The sequence below is a fragment of the Kribbella sp. genome (assembly GCF_035687465.1).
Taxonomy (GTDB): Bacteria; Actinomycetota; Actinomycetes; order Propionibacteriales; family Kribbellaceae; genus Kribbella.
In genome coordinates this window covers 1-17,610 of record NZ_DASRXP010000504.1, presented here as the reverse complement: position 1 = coordinate 17,610, position 17,610 = coordinate 1, and the positions used below count along the sequence as shown (strand labels likewise).

The window sequence follows — 17,610 nt, the reverse complement described above, 5'->3', positions numbered from 1 at the left end:
GAGGCAACATCCGTCAGTTCTCGCCACGTCCCGTAGAGGATCAGATCAGATGAGACACCCTGAGTCGTCGCTGCCGAGTGGGCGACCAGGAGGCAACTCACTGACTTACCTAGTCCAGGTTCCCCCAGGAGCAGCACGCTGCTGCCACCGCGCAGCGACGCCGCTAATCGACCCTCAGCTGAGCCAGGCTGACCGGGTCGCGAGGGAAGCAGTCCGCCAGCGTTGCGCAGATCGCCAGATTCCAAGACGTACGGTGGTTCGACTACCCGCCCCGCGCTAAACAGATCCGAAACCGAATCGCGCCCAAGTGGATCACGTTGACGCGACATACGCTCCCTGATCCGCTGCGGTTGCTGGAGTGCAAATGCGAGCGGAAGGCTACGAATTCCAGCTTGCACCAACGACTTCAAGCCTTCGCTATCGGAGGGGCGATAGCTACTACACCAATTGGGGCGATCCGTCATAAGCTGATTTATGAAAACTGCGTGCCCAAAAGGGATGCTTGACAACGTGGGGACCTCATACGCTAGATGCAATCCATGCCAATCTTCGGCATCAACGTACGAGTGCACTGGCAAAACTTGCGGCGCCTGACGGCGCGCGAGCATTGTCGGAGGGTTGAGGCGAATGAAGTCGAGAAGCTGCCGCACAGTGCTCTCCAGTGTGCTCGGCAGGTAGACCAAGGTTGGCCGCCCCAAGGCTTTCGCTGTGAGCACCTCAACCTGAAAGAGCGTGGGGATAACATCCCTTCGATCGTCAGGAGGAATCACACCCAACGATCGCAACTCTGCTTCCATCTCGTCGGGCACCTCCTTGACTGCGAAAGGAGTCCCGGCACCCTCGCCAACTAGTCCGATGATGATGTCATGTTCAAAGACTGCCCTAACAGACGCCGCATGCGTGTGAAGCGCTGGGTTCATTATGAACCCAGGAACATCCCATACATCGCAAAGCAGACCTGCGCCCTCAACAACTTGCCGCGTGATGTCACGAGCCATCTCGGTACCTTTACCTACGGAAACCACCTGGACCCGCCAAGGTCTCGCCATGGTCGCGATCACCTCCGACTCATCAAGCAGTTATGCCCGATCGCTCGATATCATCCTTCATGGAGGTCCATCGAATCACGTCTCGGCCCTACTGTCACCAGCTACCTTCAGGCTGAGTCGTGGGAGTCAGAGTGTTGTCAGCTATAGCTCAAGCGTCAACGAATGAACGCCTTGCACTGTGGATACACGAACTGAACTACGCCGGATGGATCGGAACTTTCCTAAAACTCCGCTATGGACGTTCGAACACCCATAGCGACTCGACGGGGTTGCGTATATTGTTGATCTTCCTGAACCGCACCCGACGCTCAGACTCCCAAACAGACACAAACCCCCGAGCGCGCAGCGCCTCCCGTAGATTTGCGACAGGGTCATGCTCCTTCGCGAGTCTCGTCTGAGATTGTCCGACCACGATAGCCAGAAGGCCGCCGGGCCTCAGAACGTCATAGACCTTCGCGAATGCTTCGTCCATAGCAACCAGGTACTCGCCGAGTCGCTGGACGTTTCGACGATCCCTACGCGCGCCGGCCTCATTTGCGAGGTCATCTGAGTAGCCTGGCCAAGGGTCAACCAACCAGCTGAGATATTGGGATCGAACGTAATCATTCATTCCAAAGTAGGGAGGCGATGTCACAACCACGTCGACCCGCGATTGCACGCCCTGGTCGAGGTCTTGCGCTCGCATAGCAATCAACGCCGGAGCGTTATCCAGCCCCAGATCGCAACCGGTCGCAACCAATTCGGCATGGGCGACCGCCGCCCCGCGGGCCACCCGGACAATTTTGTCGCGATAGTCAGCGGGGAGATTTGCCGCAGTCGCAGGAGGGGCCAGAGTGCGGGAGCGGTCGACAATATAGGTGTAATGAACGTCGCGGAGTTCTGACGATCGATGCAGTAACGACGAGAGGATCGCGCGCAAGATTGACACCCTCGCCTCGCCAGCGATGCTAGCGAGCCAGCGCTTCGCTACAACAATATCCCGCAGTGCCTGCCGGCTAAACCATTGCTCAGCATCGCACTCAAACCCACCTAGAGCGCAAAGCTCTTTTGACGAGCTACTCGCTAGATCTTCCTTTGATTTTGCTTGAAAAGCCCAATAGTCGGCTGCGAACTCGTCGCCCCATTCAGGTGATCCGTCGGAAAGCAGTTGGATCTTCGCCCGGCCGATCTCGACTGCAAACCGGTTGCTGTCCACTCCATACGCACGCATTCCACGTATCCAGGCTTCAAGAGGACCCACAGCACTGCCGGCAAATGGATCTAAGTAGACGCCGCCGTCTGGGGCCAGAATATCCAGAAGCGTGCCAGCCAATGCTGATGGGAATGGGGCAGGATACCAGTGAAGACTGTGAATCCCTTGGGTAGATCTATTGGGGACATACCCTCGGAAGTCCCAATCAACTCTCTCCAGTCGCGTATGAAGAGCACGATTCACGCTGTCAATACTCATTCGTCAGACCGCGCAACCACCATCGAGCGACGCGTCCCGAGCCAACGTGTGTCAGCGGTCTCCACGTCTTGTAAAAGAACGTCCGAAAGTACTTCAATTGCGCTTGTTATCAAGGTTGACTTCGCGTCTCTATTTCTGGCAATCGCCCGAGGCGTACCAATTACGCCGAGAACACCAGGGGTGGCGGCGATCGATTTAGGTTGAGGAAGTTCATGACTCGAGGGCGGATACGGGATCTCCTCGACATCATCAAATAGCGTCGGACTTAGGGTCTGGGGTAATCGAATAGGGCGCTCCCGTTTGTCGACATAGAAATTGATGTAGACGTCGCAACCGAAAAGCGCTCCCAAACGATCACAGAGAACTACCGTGTTCTTTTCAGAGTTGCTGCCCATCAACGGCGAAAGGTCATCGATCCACGCACTCAACAAGAGCGGCGCGGGTCGACCGAGCCTGAAACTATCAATGAGTTCGCGGGACTTGGCGTGCATACGAAGATGCTCATGGACCAGCTCAGGCTCGGTCAGCGTCCACGCGCTAGATTCTCGGAGTTCGGGATCAACTTTAGAGCATTCTTCGAGCGCCCACTTGATCGTCGCCTGTGCAATAAATTCCCGCTCATTGTCGAGTATGGCACTGTAAAGACGTCGCCTCAATATTCGCCAGCGGCCGACGGCGTCCGCCGGATCCGTGGCGATGCAGACCTTCTCCCCATCCCAGCGTAGAGCGAGGGCGACCTCATATGGATGAAGCGATTCATGAGCTCGAACGAGACCCATTGCCGTTGTCGCTCGTATTACGTTGTCGATATTGTCCAAGTCAAGATCACCGTGTACAGCTACGCCGAGGGGATGACGTGCAGCGGTGAGATCAGCAACCCCTGTCGAGGACAGCAGTCCGCCAGGCTGCGCGCGGGGCGCCAACTCGTCCCGTAGGCGGCAGTGTCTGCCGAGGAAGACTTGCGCATGCTGACTTCCGAGCAAATTTGGCTTCGCCCCCAGTACGCTGGCCAACTCGGCCTCATGATCAAAGCCATCGCGCGAGAGAAATTCCTCAAATAGATGGCTATATGCCGGTGTCGCCGCATCGTGGTAAAGGCCAGCGAGTGCCAGCGCCTCTGCCGAGTCAGATTCCAACTCATTTTGTTTCGCCCACCAGAACGCGAGATGACCTACTCCAACTGAATGTTCGTAGCGGCTAACATTTGCAAAGCTTGGATAGTCAAAGAAGGGTATATTTGGCATCCGGACTTCACGCAAGCGCAATAAGAGCGGGCACGATTGGGCGAGCTTGCGTGCGCTCTTGGGTAGCTCGACTTTCCCGTATATGCGGTCGTACATCACCCGGCGACTCCACACGAACCGTCAGTGTTCAACGCCCGAGAAGGTGTATCCCAGCTATGCGGCCGGCGCACGGCCAGGACTTCGTATGACTCGGTTAATTCAGCTCGCTCAGATCTCGGCGCTCTCGCAAGCGCACCAGAGAGGCGTGCTGTCGTGTAAAAATCTCGATATCCCTGAGCCACCGAGTCGAGGATTGCCGATAGCGGCATGTCTGCGCTGCGCCACAGAATATCACCCATTGGCGATATTTTGTCATCGAGGCATAGGGGCAGCCACTCCGCCGCATGACCGAAGGTTTCGGAGAACAACTGAGTGCCCGGATAGACCGCAAGCGGATTAAAGTGCGCGAAATCGAGATTCAATGAACACGCAAACTTAATTGTCTGATCGATATCTTCCATAGTCTCGCCCGCTCCGCCAACTATGAACGTGCCTGCAGCCCTAATCCCTGTCGAAACTAATCGGTCCACAGAGTCCCTGGCCTGCTCAGGGAGTAGGCGCTTTCTAAATTGCTTCAGCTGCGCTAAGTGGCCTTTTTCGATACCCATATTGACCTGCCGGCATCCGACGCTTTGCAGCGCCTGTAGTGCCGATTCAGACATCGCATTAACTGCGTCGCAGCGAAGCTCGAGTTGGAATGTCCCCGTCCATTCAGCATTCGAAAGTGCCTCACAGAACTCAAGGATTCGGGTATTCAATTGTGCAGAACGGATGAACAAGCAATCGTCATAGAAAATAACCTGCTCAATTTCTAACTGCCGGAACGAGCGTATCTCATCAGTCACTCTGTGTGGAGAAAGACGGCGCACCTTGCGGCCACTTGAGAGCGGCGCGGCACAGAATGTGCACGAATACGGGCATCCACGGGAGAGGAAGGCAGCAGTGGCCCGCCCGCTGCCTACGGCGCGCCTTGCTGACGGGACATCGAATCCTGGCAGCAGATCGCGCGCAGGCAGCTCAAGGTCGTCGAGATTCGCCGTGCGATGAGGTTGTGCGATCCATCGACCTGGCAAACCGACGCCGCTAGCGACCTCCGGAGCCCGCCCAGCCTGAAGATTGTTCCAGATGCTCACTATGGGCTCCTCCCCGTCACCGGCAACATATGCATCTACTGGGAGGTAGGTTGTACAGACGTCATCGATCATTGGCGCCGCACAGAGTGGACCGCCCACGACAAGCGCCGCAGATGTCATCTCGCGGGCTGCGACGAGGATCCTGTGTGTTGATCGGAGGTTGGCCGTGACGAGCGGTCCCACCCCTATCAGCTTGACGCTTCCGGCTCCTCCGAGTATCTGCTCTGTCGCTGCGAGCACGGCGTCCTCGTCGCCAACCTGATATGCAGGTAGCCGCCTCGCCATGTCCTCAATCCTTACACTTGCACCCGTTGTCCGTATGGCCGCAGCAAGGTAGGCAAGCCCGATGGGCGCTATCCGGCCGCCTCCCTGGCGGAGAGGATACGGCGGATTGATGAGTAGGACGTCAACGTCGTCACTCTGCGTCAGATGCATGTCTACACCCAGATGAAGTAGGTTCTACAGGATAGCCCCTTGAGACACGCTTATGGGCCACTCAGGTTGCGTCTTGGGGCCCAACGCAGCAGCTCCGATCGTCGATCTCAATTTGGCTGGGTATCGATATGCGTCTCAGGTCCGTGTCTGGGCATGGACCTGGCCCTGTCTCGCCGAGATCCTGCTTGGGACAGATCTCCAGCGGGCGGTTCGGATTCCATCGTTCGCGATCGACCAGTTCTCCGCATCCGTCCGTTTGACCGAGTTTTTAACTGCGGTAAGTGCCGGAGATGTCGAGGTCGACGTACTACATGATCCGCGGGTCGTCGGGGTCGGCCCCATAGGTCTCGACGAAGCGGCGAGCGGGCCGCCGTACTGGGGTTTAGGCCGCCGGAGAGGCTCTCGTGCATCGGGGCGGCATCGATGGTAACGATCGCCGGTGCCGAGGTGGCTGACATCCAGTACTCCGCTGAACCGGACGGTGCTGGGATCGAGTTCGATGCAGCGTAGTCGCCGTGGGTGACCGCATCGGGCTCACCGGAAAGGGTGAGGTGAAGGGACATGAGTCGATGGGTAGATCGTGCAGTCGGCGGCGACCTTCGGCGATCGCGGTGAGAGCACGCGAGCACGGGAAGTCTGTGCTGGCGAGCCAGACCAGGCGGTCCGCCTCCGCATCAATGCCCTGTCCTTCCTTGTGGAAAAGGACTTCCTCGGCCCGCGCCAGGCGGACGACGGTCGCGGCGGACATGCCGAGGTGGACCGGCTCCGCGCTGTGGGCGCCGTACCGGTCCAGCAGAGCGTCGAGGTTCACTCAGCGAAGATTACGGCCTGGCGCCCGGATCAGCTCACGCTTTCTCAGCACGCTGATCAGGCGGATTTCAAGGCACTGAGGACCACTTCGGTGGAGCAGACCGCAATGCCGAGGGCGTCCAGTTCGTCGGGGGCCGCGGGGGTCCACTGTGACAGCGCATCTCGTGCCGCGACGGTCCGAAGGTCCCGCTCGGTGGCATCGATCATCGTCGAGCGTGGGCAGTTCGGGTAGTTGCAGCCAGCAACGACCACGGTGCTGACGTCCTGCAGATGTGCCAGCAGCTCCGTTTGGTAGAAGGCACTCCAGCGAGGCTTGTAGAGCACATACTCGTTCTCGCCGAGCTGCTGCGGCTTGCCGGCCAGCAGCAGCTCGGCAGCCAGCTCCACGGGCGGAGTGATCAGCGCTGACCCCGGCGATCCAGGTGCGACGATCGAGGCGCCGGACCTGATCAACGCCCGGCGAGACAGATCAGCGTTGCTACCGTCCGGCAGATAGAGCCGAACCGCATGCACGACCGGCCTACCGGCCGCCCGGAACGCCTCAGCCAGTCGCTCCACTTGAGGAACGACCTCTGTCGTGCCCGGGATCGCGTACGGGCCGGTCGCGAAGTCACGCTGCAGATCAACGGTCAGCAGGGCACTCTTGCCGAACTCTGGCGAGGTGTATTCGTCCACCCGGCCCACAGTAGGTGCTCTTAGTCCGCGAAGGCGCCTGAGTTGTCGAGGTCGATGTACTGCCTGATGCGCGGGTCATCAGGGTCGGCGCCATAGGTTTCGGCGAAGAACCTCGCCGCCGGCGGCCCGCCGTACTGGGGGTTCAAACCGCCGGAAAGGCTCTTGTACATAAGGGCTACGTCGAGATACCGGTCGGCGGCACCGAGGCGGCTGATGTCCAGTACTCCTCTGAACTGCAGGGTGCTGGGATCGACGAAGGTGTTCGGCGCGCAGTAGTCGCCATGGGTGACGACGTCCGGGACACCCGGAAAAGGTGACACGAACGGGCACGCGTCAACGGGCAGATCGTGCAGGTGGCGGAGTCCTTCAGCGATCGCCGTCAGGGCACGCATGCGATCTTGAGATGGCCACGGCTGGGACGCATCGCGACCGGGGAGTTCCGAGGTGAGCATCCAGCCGGGGCCGCGGTCGAGCACTCGCGGACAGAGAAAGCCGGTGCCCGTCAGCCAACTCAAGCGATCCGCCTCGGCGTCGACGCTCCGCCCTTCTTTGTGGAAAAGGGTTTCGCCGCCGCGCGTCAAGCGGACGACGGTCGCGCCGGACATGCCGAGCTGGACCGGTTCGGCGCTGTGGGCACCGAACCGGTCCAGCAGAGAGTCGAAGTTCACTCAGCGAAGATTACGGTGCAACGCCGAGATCAGCTCGCCATTTGCCGTATCGCCGTCCAGCGACCAGATCATCGCGCCGCCGAGATCGCGCTTCGAGATGTACTGCGCCTTGCGCTTCATCTCGACCGGGTCGTCCCAGGTCCAGAAAGTGGTCCCGTCGAACAGCCAGGCGAAACCGGCCTTCGTGTCGCGGTGCACGGTGAAGTCGCTCAACTTCGGCTTGAGCAGGCGATAGTCCTCATAGCCCGCTTCGTACGTCGCCGGCGCGGGCCCTGTGGCCGGCTGGAAGAGCCCGTCGTTCTGGTCCGTCACACCGGTCCAGCCGCGGCTGTAGAACGGCACACCCATCACGATCTTGTTCCGCGGCGCCCCCTGCGCGAGGTACGCGTCGACGGTCACCTGCGAACTGAACTCCGGTCCCGACGGATCTCCGGCCGGGCCGTCGATCGCGGACTGCTGGTTCGTCAGCGGATCCCAGGAGCCGTGGTAGTCGTACCCCTGGGTCGTGCCGAACGTCAGGTCCTTGAAGAGCTTCTTCACCTCGAACCCGGCAGTGATCTGAGCGGGCGCGGCCGGCAGGAACGCGGTCAGGTTGTACCGCCCGCTGAACGGCCACGACAGCTTGTCCAACTGCTTGCGGTACTCGTGCACCAGCGCGGTGAAGTTCTGCTTGTCCTCCGGCCGGATCACATTGCCGGGGTTGCCCTCGCTGGCCGGCCACTCCCAGTCCAGGTCGATGCCGTCGAAGACACCCTTCGCGGCACCGGCCGGGGCGCCGGGCAGGTTGCCCTTCAGCCACATGTCCAAGCAGGACTTCACGTGCGCCGCCCGCGAGGCCGGCGTGAGCGCTGCATCCGAGAAGTACTTCGAACCGGTCCAGCCGCCGAGCGAGATGCTGATCCGTAGCTTCGGGTACTTCTTCTTCAACTGCTTGAGCTGGTTCAGGTTCCCCGCCAGCGCCTGACCCGGCTCGTCGGCCTTGCCATTGACACTCTGCTCAGCGGTGAAGGGCCGCTGGTAATCGGCCCACGGATCGCTGCTCACGCAGTTGCCCTGGGCGTCCAGGAACCCGAACGCGTAGTTCACCTCCGTGAGCTTGGCGGCACTTCCGTTCTTCACCAGGTCACTGACCAGGAAGTTGCGGTCGTAACCGCTCCAGTTGGTGTAGTAACCGACAACACGCTTCTGACTGTGAGCCTCCGCGGGCACCGCGGACAGCCCCAACGGGACCGTGATCGCGGCTGCCATCAGCAGCGCAAGACTCCGACGTTTCACCGACATGCTTCTCCCCCACCGGGCGGTTTCGAGGAACAGGTGGCTCACCTTAGAACCGCCCGGCCGACTTACGCAATGTCTCTAACGAAAGCACTTACCACCGTGGCCCAAGGTGGCACTTGTTCTTGGTGCCCGGCAGGGTGACAGTCGGGTCCATGGTCAGGCTCGTGGCTGGGGCGGTCGCAACTGGTGCGCTGGTGATACTGGCCGTGCGAGCAGACCTGGCGGCGCAGGTCGGCGGGTGGCGGACGGCTGTGGATGTCGCTGTCGGTGTCGTCTTCATCGTCGTCGCGGCCTTACCCATCGGGCCCGCTCGGCAGCGAGCGATGGTTGCCGCCGTAGGTGCTGCCTGGCTGCTCGGATCTCTCTTCGCGCAGACCCTCTCGCTTCATCAGGCAGCGCTGGTGGTCGCGTTGGTGGCGTTCCCCACCGGACTGATCCACGGCCGAATCGCCTGGCTGGTGGTCGCTCTCGCCGGATTGGTTGCTCTCGGCATCGTCCCACAGCCCGGGGTGGCGCTGCTCTTCGCTCTGGTCGCCGTCTACGCCGCGATGCGCCCACCGAGCGCTCGGTGGTATCCGGTGACCGCAGCCGGCGTGGTGGCAGTGACACTCGGCGTCAGCTGGTCGGTCTCCCAGCTGAAGGAATCGTTCGATCCGGCGCTCTCCCTCCTTGACTATCAGGTCGTCCTCGGACTGGTCGGTGTGACGTTCCCGGTCGCATACTGGTCGGCGCTACGAGCGCGTCGACGCCTCGCCGACGCGGTCCTGGTCAGTCGGCCGTTGACCGGACTTGACGGCTTCGCCGTCGTACTCGGAGAGGCGCTCGGCGATCCAACTCTGAGAATCCACCGTTGGCTGGATCGTGGGCTGGATCCTGCCGCGGGGAATCGGCAGTGGCTGACGGTGAGCGAGGCGGAGGTGCCGGTGGCTGTAGTCGCGCATCAGTCGGCGGCGCTGGAGGATCCACTCACGGCCCGGGCGGTCGAGACAGCCGTCCGGCTGGCGGTGACCAACCTCCGGCTGCAAGACGAGCAGCTCTCCCAATTGCGCGCGCTGGAGGCGGCGCGTGCGCGGGTCGTCGCAGCCGCGGACCGCCAGCGGGAGGAGGTGGCCGAAGAGCTGGGGCAGAAGGTGGCAGCCCTCCTGGGTGACGCTCAGGCTGAACTGGCCGAAGTACGAATCAGGGCCGGGACAGAGAGCACCCTGGACATCGTCGAAGCCGAACTTGCTACCGCGATCGCGGAGATCGGCGACCTGGTGGCGGGCATTCCACCCGCCACGCTGGGCGAGGGGAAGCTGCGCGATGCCCTCCAGCTCCTCGCGGCGCGAGGTCCGGCCGAGGTCGCGATCAGCGACGATGCAGCTGGTGACACCGACGCCGAGACCGCCTTGTTCTACGTCTGTTCAGAGGCATTGGCCAATGCGGCCAAGCACGCCGGCGCCAGCCGGATCAAGATCGACGTACGCCGGTACGGCGATCTGCTGGAGGCCACCATCACCGACGATGGGCGCGGTGGTGCCGACGCTTCCGGATCAGGGCTGACCGGCCTGTCCGACCGATTGGCCGTCCTCGGCGGCCGGCTCCGGGTGGAGAGTCCACCCGGAGCCGGTACGACTGTGACTGCCACCGTCCCGTGTCGGCGCCGGCTGTCCTAACCGATCTTCTGGTACGGCTCGATGTCCATCTCGGACCCATACGTGCTGGACAAGTCACTGAAGGTGAGAGTGTTGCCGGCGATCGCCCAGGTGGCCCGGACCGGCTGGTCCTTCCCCTTGGGCACGAACCAGACCTCGTGACCGGTGCCGCGGAGATCTCCGCCGGCGAGCGGACCGTCGGTGATGGTGCCACCGCAGTCATCCTCTGGATCGTCGATGGGCCGGCAGCGGACCTCCCACGTCCCGTTCCGCACAGTCATGGTCCAGGTCCCCGAAGTTCTGTCCGTGTTGTCCAGACCAGCGGCTTGGACGTCCTGGGTGGTGAGTTCCACCCGGTAGACACCGTTCGGAAGCGCTGAGACCTCCTGAGGGATCTTGGTGACAGGAGCTTCCTGACCCGTCTGCCGACAGGCTGCCGGCACGTTCGGGACGTCAGCCAGGGGATTGGCCGTCGCGATGGCCTGGATCTCCTTCAGCATCGGCCCGCTCTTCGGGTCGGCCGCAAGCCGATCCAGCACAGGCTGCAGTTTCCTGCGCAGGCCGGCGACCTCACCTGGTGTTGCGCTGATGAAGCGGACACCGTCGCTACACAGGTCGCTGGCGATGGTCGACTCCTCGTAGCCGGCCTCGACGGAGGTCTTCGCCGCCCGCTCGGCCGCATCCCTGACCCAGCTCCGCTGCTGCTCGGTGAGAGCCTCGAACCGTTGCCGGCTGAAGCTCAGCACGAAGACCTTCGGCCAGAGCACGACATTGGCAGTGACCTGGGGGGCGACTGCGGTGTCGGTCTTGGCGTACTGCGGGACGTCGAACTCGGCGCCGCGAAGACGACCGGCTTTGATCTCGCCGCCCCACTCGATCCCGAAGTTCACCGGTGTACCGCCCAGCGCCCGGATGGCTTCCTCCTGCACGGGTGAGTTGTAGGTCCGGAACCGCGTACTAGTCCAGTCAGCCGGTCCGAGCAGCGGCTTCTTCGCCGCGAACGGCCGGCGGAGTGGTCCGACTGCCAGTCCGAGGCCGACGACTCCGGTGCTGTCCAGGCTGGCCAGCAGGGTCTTGGCGACCGGTGCGGTCACCAGTTGCCTCTCCGCGGCGTAGCTGGTGATGGTCATCGGCGCCTCGACAGCCTTGAGGCTGGTGAGACCGGCTCCTGCGAACGCCCGCGTCGACGGCCAGCCACCGTCGATCTCGCCGGCCGCGATCGCCTTCACGATGGCGGATTCAGCCTTCGCGTCGCCTGCGCCGTAGTTCAGCTTGATCTCGACCTTCAGCTTGCCGCCGGACACCGTGCGGAGGTTGTCGACAAAGGCCTGCGGGCCGAACGACTGACCGTTGTTGTTCACGTCGTCGATGGTGGCCAGCGTCAGTACGGCGCTGTCCCCACCGGCCTTGTCGACCGCCTTCGCACCGCTACAGCCAAGCGGTGCCATCAGCATGATGGCGATGATGCCGTAGCTGACACCGCGTTTGCGCACTACGTTCATGAGTTCCCCCTCGACGTCCAGAGAATCGGGACGCTGAGTTGCGTCCGGTACTTCGGACGTTAGGAGCGGCGCCGTCGTCTGCCGACCGTGCTGGCACGCAGATCGAATGTGGCTACCACTGCATCCAACTGTGACTTCACAAGCGCACAATGGGAAGCGTGACCATGGTGGCGGGGGCGGGTCCGGTGGTAGTGGCGCGCACTGCAGGCATAGCCGTGTCCGCAACAGTGCTGGCGGCCGCGGTCGTGGTGGTGTGCGTTCTGCCGTTCGCGCTCGACAACCCGAACGCACCTCAGGTCCAGCGGCTGCCGGTCTGGTACGTGCTGGTCCTCGCCGGGGCCGCGACGGTCTCCGTCGCCGGGGCCTGGGCGGCCCGGTCGCACAGCGGCCGCGCGTCGGCAGCGCTGGCGCTGGCCGGCGTTGCGGCAATCCTGCAACTGTGGTCCTCGCAGCAGTGGCTGCCGGACTCGTTGCGCGCCGCTACTCTCGCCACGACGCCGCTGGCCGTGGCAGCGGTCGCCGCCACGGCTCTGCTCTGGCCACCCACAGCAGAGCCACGAACGGATCGGCTGGTGATCGTCATCGCCGGGATCGCCGTCGTTGCCGCCGGCGTTCATGTAGTCGCCTATGACCCGTTCGCCGATCCGGGGTGCACCCAGACCTGTGCCGACCTCACACCAATCCTCGGCGAACTGATCGGCACCCGCGCCGCGATGGCGATCACCGCGGCGGCGATAGTCACCATCGCCATGATCGGAGGACTGGCCGTCGCCGCAACTCTCAGGACCCGTTCTTCTCGGCTGGTGAGCGGCGCGGCGATGGCTGCTCTGGCAGCGCTCGCGGGGCTGGCCGTCGTACGGTGGCTGACCTTCGAGAGCATCGAGCCGTCCACCGTCAGATTCCCGTTGGAACCGTTGGCCGTCGCCGTCGTCGGAGCGTCGGTGTGCCTGCTCCATCTTCGGGTACTTCGGATCCGCGCCGCCGTCGACAAGGTGGTGACCGGACTGTCGACAGAGTCCGTACTGCGCGATGCTGTCGTCGATGTCCAGTTCGCTGTCCCCGGCGAGAACCGATGGCTCGATCAGGCCGGCGCTGCCGTCGTGGACCCACCCGAATCGGCCCGAGCCGTGGTTCTGGCCGACGGTTCGCAGCCGTCCGTCCGACTCATCGTCGCTCGCAGCGTGGATCCGGCGGAGATCCTCGCGGGCCTGTCCCCGGTCACCCGGTTGGCGCTTCGCAACGCACAGTTGTCGACGGTCGCTCGGGCACGGCTCGCGGAGGTAAGGGCTTCACAGCGCCGGGTCGTCGCCGCATCGGACAGTGAGCGTCGCCGGATCGAGCGGGACCTGCACGACGGCGCTCAGCAGCGGCTGGTCGGCGTAGGTCTCCAGTTGCGCATTGCCCGGGCTGATGCCGACCAGGAGGCGCGCACCAGGATCGAGAAGGTGGAGAGCAAGGTCGGCGACGCTCTCAGCCAGTTGCGTCGGCTGGCGCACGGGATCTTTCCCGGCCTGCTCGCCGACGAAGGACTGGAGCAGGCGCTGGCCGAACTCGTCGCGGCATCCGACGTACCGGCGGAGCTCACGATGCGATTCACTGACGCTTTGGCCCCGGAGGTGGCGATGGCTGCGTATGCGACCGTCGCTGCCGCAGTCGGCAGCGTCGTAGAGCCCACTGCCGCCACGCGTTGCCGGATCGAGGTACGCCAGGTCGTGGAGTCGCTGATCGTCAGCGTGCGGACGGAGTCGGCGACCATCCGGCCGCCGGATCTCACGGCGGTCGGCGATCGGGTCGGCGCCGTCGGCGGACAGCTCACCTGGTCGGGCCCCGAGACCGGCGGCTACGTCGTGACGGCGGTGATCCCGTGCGCGTCGTGATCGCGGACGACGTCATGCTGATCCGCTCGGGCATCGCGCGACTGCTCGGAGATACCGGCATCGAGGTCATCGGTGAGGCCGCCGACGCCGGCCAACTGCTGCGCCTGGTCGCACTCGGCAAGCCGGACGCCGCGATCGTGGATATCCGGATGCCACCGACCCACACCGATGAGGGGTTGGTGGCGGCTCGTCAGATCCGCGAGCAGTACCCGGACACGGCGGTGGTCGTGCTGAGCCAGTACGTCGAGAGCCGGTACGCCGAGCGGCTGCTCTCGGATCAGCCCGGCGGTGTCGGCTACCTGCTCAAGGAGCGGGTGTCCGACATCGCCGTCCTGGTGGACGCGCTCAGGCGGGTCGCCGACGGCGAATGTGTCCTCGACCCGACCATCGTGTCGCGGCTGATGCGGCGCAGGCGCCCGGACTCACCACTGACCCAGCTCACCAGCCGGGAGCGGGACATCCTGGCGCTGATGGCGGAAGGCCGTTCGAATTCGGCCATCGCCGGCGAACTCCGGATCAGTGAGCGCACCGTCGAGGCGACCTGCGCGCATCTGTTCCGCAAGCTCCAACTCGAGCCCTCGGCCGATGTGAACCGCCGGGTCCTCGCCGTATTGACCGCACTCCGCGGCTGACCCCTAGCGAAAGCGGCGCTTCGCTCGTGCCATCCGGAACAGATAGGCCGGTGTCGGCGGCACCCAGCCGAGCTGCCTCGCCTGCCCGAGATCGTCCCGGTTCGCCCAGTGTTCGAGCACCTTGCCGTCCTCGACCCGGAACCAGTGGGACTGGGTGATCGCGAACTCCTTGCCCGTCGGCGGGAAGACCGTGTCGATCTCACCGTCGGGCGTGTAGACGTCGAACGGCGCCACGTGACGCCCGCTCATCGTCGAGTTCACCGCCACCAGACCGGCGTCCGCGATGGGGTGGTGGATGTCTTAGCGAAGGTCGGCGAACGCCGCGCGCAACCACAGCGCGGTCGAGTAGAAGCCGGCCGGCCCCGCGACTCGCGACGCGGCGGGCTGCACCACGTTCTCGCGGTCGACCGCGTCCTGGTGCACGACCTCCTCGAACTCGGCGAGTCCCCCGTCCGTCATGACAAGGATGCTGCGTACCGCGATGGATGTCGGGTCGCTCGACACGATCCCTGGCTGGATGTTCATCTGTGCCCCCAATATTAGATACAGTCTTACTGTCTCTAAAACAGAGGGTGGATCGGTTGATGGCGGAAGTCAAGAGGAAATACGATGCGACCGGCCGGCGCGAACGAGCGCGGGCGCGGCAGCGGGCCGTAGTACTGGCTGCTAAGGAGCTCTTCGAGCGGGACGGATTCCGGTCGACGACGATCACGGCCGTGGCCAAGAGCGCCGGCGTCTCGGCCGAGAGCGTCTACAAAGGCTTCGGCACCAAGGCGGTGCTCGCCAAGGCAGTCTTCGACTACGTCATCGCCGGCGACGACGAGCCGGTTCCGATCGCTCAGCGCTCTGAGGCTCAGGCTGTGCAGGCCGAGCCCGACCTGCGCCGGAAGCTCACGTTGTACTTCGAGGGGATGGTGCGGCGGCAGCAACGATCGGCCAAGGTACAACTCCTGATCCGCGACGGCAGGCACGTCGACCCGAGCCTCGAGGAGATCTGGCAGAAGCTGCTGAACGAGCGTCTCTTCGGGATGGGCATGCTGGGGAATCACCTGCTCGAGTCGGGGCAGCTCCGCGACGGCATCGAAGCCGACGAAGTACGCGACGTGCTCTGGACCTGCACTGCCATCGAGCTGTACGAACTACTCGTCCTGGACCGAGGCTGGTCCCTCGACCGGTACGCCGGATGGATCACCGGCATGGCGACTATCGCCCTCTGCCCGTAGGAGGTCCTTTCTCAGGAACATCCGGCTGGTTCCCGGTGGGTCGCAGGGGACTTCGCCGAAGACCTCCCAGCCGTTGCGCTGGTAGAAGTCGGGTGCCTGGAAGGAAAGCGTGTAGAGCACACCGGTCCGGCAGCCGCGCTTTCTGGCCTCGTCCTCGGCTCGCTGCAGAAGCTCGCGACCGAGCCCGGTGCCGCGAAGGGCCGCCGGCAGATAGAGCAGGTCCACGAACAACGACCCCAACGACGTCCGGCCCGCCAGCCCACCGACCACCTGGTGCGTCTCCGGATTCCTGACCAGCACGGCAAGCGGCCGATAATCATGAAACCCCGTCACCTGCACGTTGAACTCGGTGAGCCCGGCCAGGATCAACGCCCTCTCCTCGGCCACAGCCTCATCCGTGACGAAGATGATCGGACTCCGCCGCGGTGCCGTCGAATCATCCATGCGCTTGAACCTAGCGGGGTGCTCCGACATTTCCCCTCGCCCGCTCGGTCGTCCCAGGCTCTGGACACTGTCGAGCGACCGGATCTACCTTCAAAACAAGGGGATCTGGTCACATGGGGGATTTCATGTCACGTCTCAAGAAATTGATGCTCATCGTGGCGGCCGTAGTACTGACCGTTGCCTCGGCCGCTCCGTTCCCGGCCTCGATCCGGTTACCTGCCGAGTTCTCTCCGGAGGGAATCGCGATCGGTAAGGGGAACACGTTCTACGTCGGCTCGCTCGCCGACGGTGACATCTTCCGGGGGAACCTGCGCACCGGCAAAGGCCGGGTCTTCATCGACGCACCGCCGGGACGGATCGCGGTCGGGCTGAAGGCCGAGCAGAACCGGTTGTGGGTCGCCGGCGGACCGACTGGCCACGCCTATGTGTACAACACTCGCAACGGCGCCCCGGTCGCCGACCTGACCCTCTCGTCGGGCACCCCGGTGTTCCTCAACGACGTGGTGGTGACAAGGGACGGCGCGTACATCACCGACTCGCTCAAACCGGTGCTGTACAAGGTCCCGATCGCACGGAACGGCCGGATCGGCGTACCGCAGACCATCCCGCTGAGTGGGCCCGCGGCGACCATCATGGGCGACTTCAACCTCAACGGCATCACCGCCACCCGGAACGGCAAGACCCTGATCGTCGCCCACTCCGCGTTGGGCGCGCTGATCACCGTCGACCCCAAGACCGGCTCCAGCCGAACCATCGCGATCACCGGCGGCGCGATCACCCCGGGCACACCTGACGGCATCCTGCTGGACGGCAAGACCCTGTGGGTGGTGGAGAACTTCGCCGAGCGCATCGTCAAGGTCCGGCTGGACTCAGATCTGACCGATGGACGCATCACCGCTGCCGTCACCAGCAAGCGGTTCCGGATCCCGACCACCGTGGCCGAACGCGGCGACAGGCTGGCGATCGTGAACGCCCGCTTCGACCTCGGCCTCCCACCACCACTGGGCACCGGGATCCCGCCCGGCACCGACTACGACGTAGTACAGATCCAGAAGCCTTAATCCGTTGTACTCCGCGTGGCCCGAGTGCCATGTGAGGATTCTCGGCATGACTGAAAGAGACGTCGAACGCACCTACTCGATCGAGGATTTCGCCGCCAAACTCCGCCGCCTCGCCGACGCCCTGGAGTCCGGCAAACCCTTCCGCATCCAGATCGCCGGCGAGCGCTTCACCGTCCCCCCAAACGCCCAGGTCAGCGTCGAGCACGAACGAGGCGACACCGAAGAAGAAGTCGAATTCCAACTCAAATGGACCCTCACCGACGACGAAGAGCCCGCCGACGACACCGAGGTCTGACGACCCGGCGCTCCTGTCGGCGGGTGGTTCGTGGGTAGGCGCACGTGGTTCGTGGGTAGGCGCACGTGGTTTGCGTCGCCGGGCTGCGGGAGTCTGCTAGTCGTGGTGAGGTGAGTCAAGGGCGCTTCGCGGCCCTGCGGGCTCGAACAAGTTCGACCCTT

Annotated in this window: 16 protein-coding genes; 6 read left to right on the top strand and 10 right to left on the bottom strand. The window is 63.6% G+C overall.

What is annotated here, in order from left to right; translation table 11 throughout:
* Positions 1 to 1,281: 1,281 nt before the first annotated feature.
* The 6 genes from VFG33_RS26750 to VFG33_RS26725 all read right to left on the bottom strand — a co-directional run bounded on the left by VFG33_RS26750 (position 1,282) and on the right by VFG33_RS26725 (position 8,784).
* Positions 1,282 to 2,361, bottom strand: coding sequence for a hypothetical protein (locus tag VFG33_RS26750; protein WP_325055716.1), 1,080 nt, complete (start codon positions 2,359 to 2,361; stop codon positions 1,282 to 1,284).
* Between the two features lie 134 nt (positions 2,362 to 2,495).
* A complete protein-coding gene (locus VFG33_RS26745) occupies positions 2,496 to 3,839 on the bottom strand; it encodes an HD domain-containing protein (RefSeq protein WP_325055719.1) in 1,344 nt (447 codons plus the stop codon).
* Positions 3,839 to 4,915 (bottom strand): B12-binding domain-containing radical SAM protein, encoded by a 1,077-nt coding sequence (locus VFG33_RS26740; protein WP_325055715.1) that lies wholly within the window; start codon positions 4,913 to 4,915, stop codon positions 3,839 to 3,841. Before VFG33_RS26740 ends, VFG33_RS26745 begins: the two co-directional genes overlap by 1 nt.
* Before the next feature lie 1,302 nt (positions 4,916 to 6,217).
* Positions 6,218 to 6,835 (bottom strand): cysteine hydrolase family protein, encoded by a 618-nt coding sequence (locus VFG33_RS26735; RefSeq protein ID WP_325055714.1) that lies wholly within the window; start codon positions 6,833 to 6,835, stop codon positions 6,218 to 6,220.
* Between the two features lie 20 nt (positions 6,836 to 6,855).
* The gene (locus VFG33_RS26730) at positions 6,856 to 7,503 is read right to left on the bottom strand and encodes a phosphotransferase (protein WP_325055713.1); all 648 of its coding nucleotides are present in this window, start codon (positions 7,501 to 7,503) and stop codon (positions 6,856 to 6,858) included.
* A complete protein-coding gene (locus VFG33_RS26725) occupies positions 7,504 to 8,784 on the bottom strand; it encodes a glycoside hydrolase family 18 protein (RefSeq protein ID WP_325055712.1) in 1,281 nt (426 codons plus the stop codon).
* A gap of 149 nt (positions 8,785 to 8,933) precedes the next feature.
* Between VFG33_RS26725 and VFG33_RS26720 the strand changes: the two genes are divergently transcribed.
* Positions 8,934 to 10,436 (top strand): sensor histidine kinase, encoded by a 1,503-nt coding sequence (locus tag VFG33_RS26720; RefSeq protein WP_325055711.1) that lies wholly within the window; start codon positions 8,934 to 8,936, stop codon positions 10,434 to 10,436.
* Here the strand turns inward: VFG33_RS26720 and VFG33_RS26715 are convergent.
* Positions 10,433 to 11,917: a TRAP transporter substrate-binding protein gene (locus VFG33_RS26715; protein WP_325055710.1), complete on the bottom strand. Its 1,485-nt coding sequence runs from the start codon at positions 11,915 to 11,917 to the stop codon at positions 10,433 to 10,435. The genes VFG33_RS26720 and VFG33_RS26715 overlap by 4 nt on opposite strands.
* A 164-nt stretch (positions 11,918 to 12,081) precedes the next feature.
* Between VFG33_RS26715 and VFG33_RS26710 the strand changes: the two genes are divergently transcribed.
* Together VFG33_RS26710 and VFG33_RS26705 are read left to right on the top strand one after the other, a co-directional pair.
* Positions 12,082 to 13,794, top strand: a complete 1,713-nt coding sequence (locus VFG33_RS26710; RefSeq protein ID WP_325055718.1) for a sensor histidine kinase — start codon at positions 12,082 to 12,084, stop codon at positions 13,792 to 13,794.
* Positions 13,782 to 14,426 (top strand): response regulator transcription factor, encoded by a 645-nt coding sequence (locus tag VFG33_RS26705; RefSeq protein WP_325055709.1) that lies wholly within the window; start codon positions 13,782 to 13,784, stop codon positions 14,424 to 14,426. The genes VFG33_RS26710 and VFG33_RS26705 overlap by 13 nt, the downstream gene beginning before the upstream one ends.
* A 3-nt stretch (positions 14,427 to 14,429) precedes the next feature.
* Here the strand turns inward: VFG33_RS26705 and VFG33_RS26700 are convergent, their stop codons facing one another.
* Positions 14,430 to 14,723: an ester cyclase gene (locus tag VFG33_RS26700; protein WP_325055717.1), complete on the bottom strand. Its 294-nt coding sequence runs from the start codon at positions 14,721 to 14,723 to the stop codon at positions 14,430 to 14,432.
* Positions 14,724 to 14,726: 3 nt separating this feature from the next.
* Entirely contained in the window at positions 14,727 to 14,885 is a 159-nt protein-coding gene (locus VFG33_RS26695; RefSeq protein WP_325055708.1) for a hypothetical protein, read from the bottom strand.
* 125 nt (positions 14,886 to 15,010) lie between these two features.
* Between VFG33_RS26695 and VFG33_RS26690 the strand changes: the two genes are divergently transcribed.
* Positions 15,011 to 15,649 carry a TetR/AcrR family transcriptional regulator gene (locus VFG33_RS26690; protein WP_325055707.1) on the top strand — a complete coding sequence of 213 codons (639 nt, stop codon included), beginning with the start codon at positions 15,011 to 15,013 and terminating at the stop codon, positions 15,647 to 15,649.
* Here the strand turns inward: VFG33_RS26690 and VFG33_RS26685 are convergent.
* A complete protein-coding gene (locus tag VFG33_RS26685) occupies positions 15,566 to 16,093 on the bottom strand; it encodes a GNAT family N-acetyltransferase (RefSeq protein ID WP_325055706.1) in 528 nt (175 codons plus the stop codon). The two genes, VFG33_RS26690 and VFG33_RS26685, sit on opposite strands and share 84 nt — an antisense overlap.
* Positions 16,094 to 16,218: 125 nt before the next feature.
* Between VFG33_RS26685 and VFG33_RS26680 the strand changes: the two genes are divergently transcribed.
* Entirely contained in the window at positions 16,219 to 17,154 is a 936-nt protein-coding gene (locus tag VFG33_RS26680; RefSeq protein WP_325055705.1) for an SMP-30/gluconolactonase/LRE family protein, read from the top strand.
* A gap of 46 nt (positions 17,155 to 17,200) precedes the next feature.
* Entirely contained in the window at positions 17,201 to 17,449 is a 249-nt protein-coding gene (locus VFG33_RS26675; protein WP_325055704.1) for an amphi-Trp domain-containing protein, read from the top strand.
* Positions 17,450 to 17,610 lie beyond the last annotated feature (161 nt).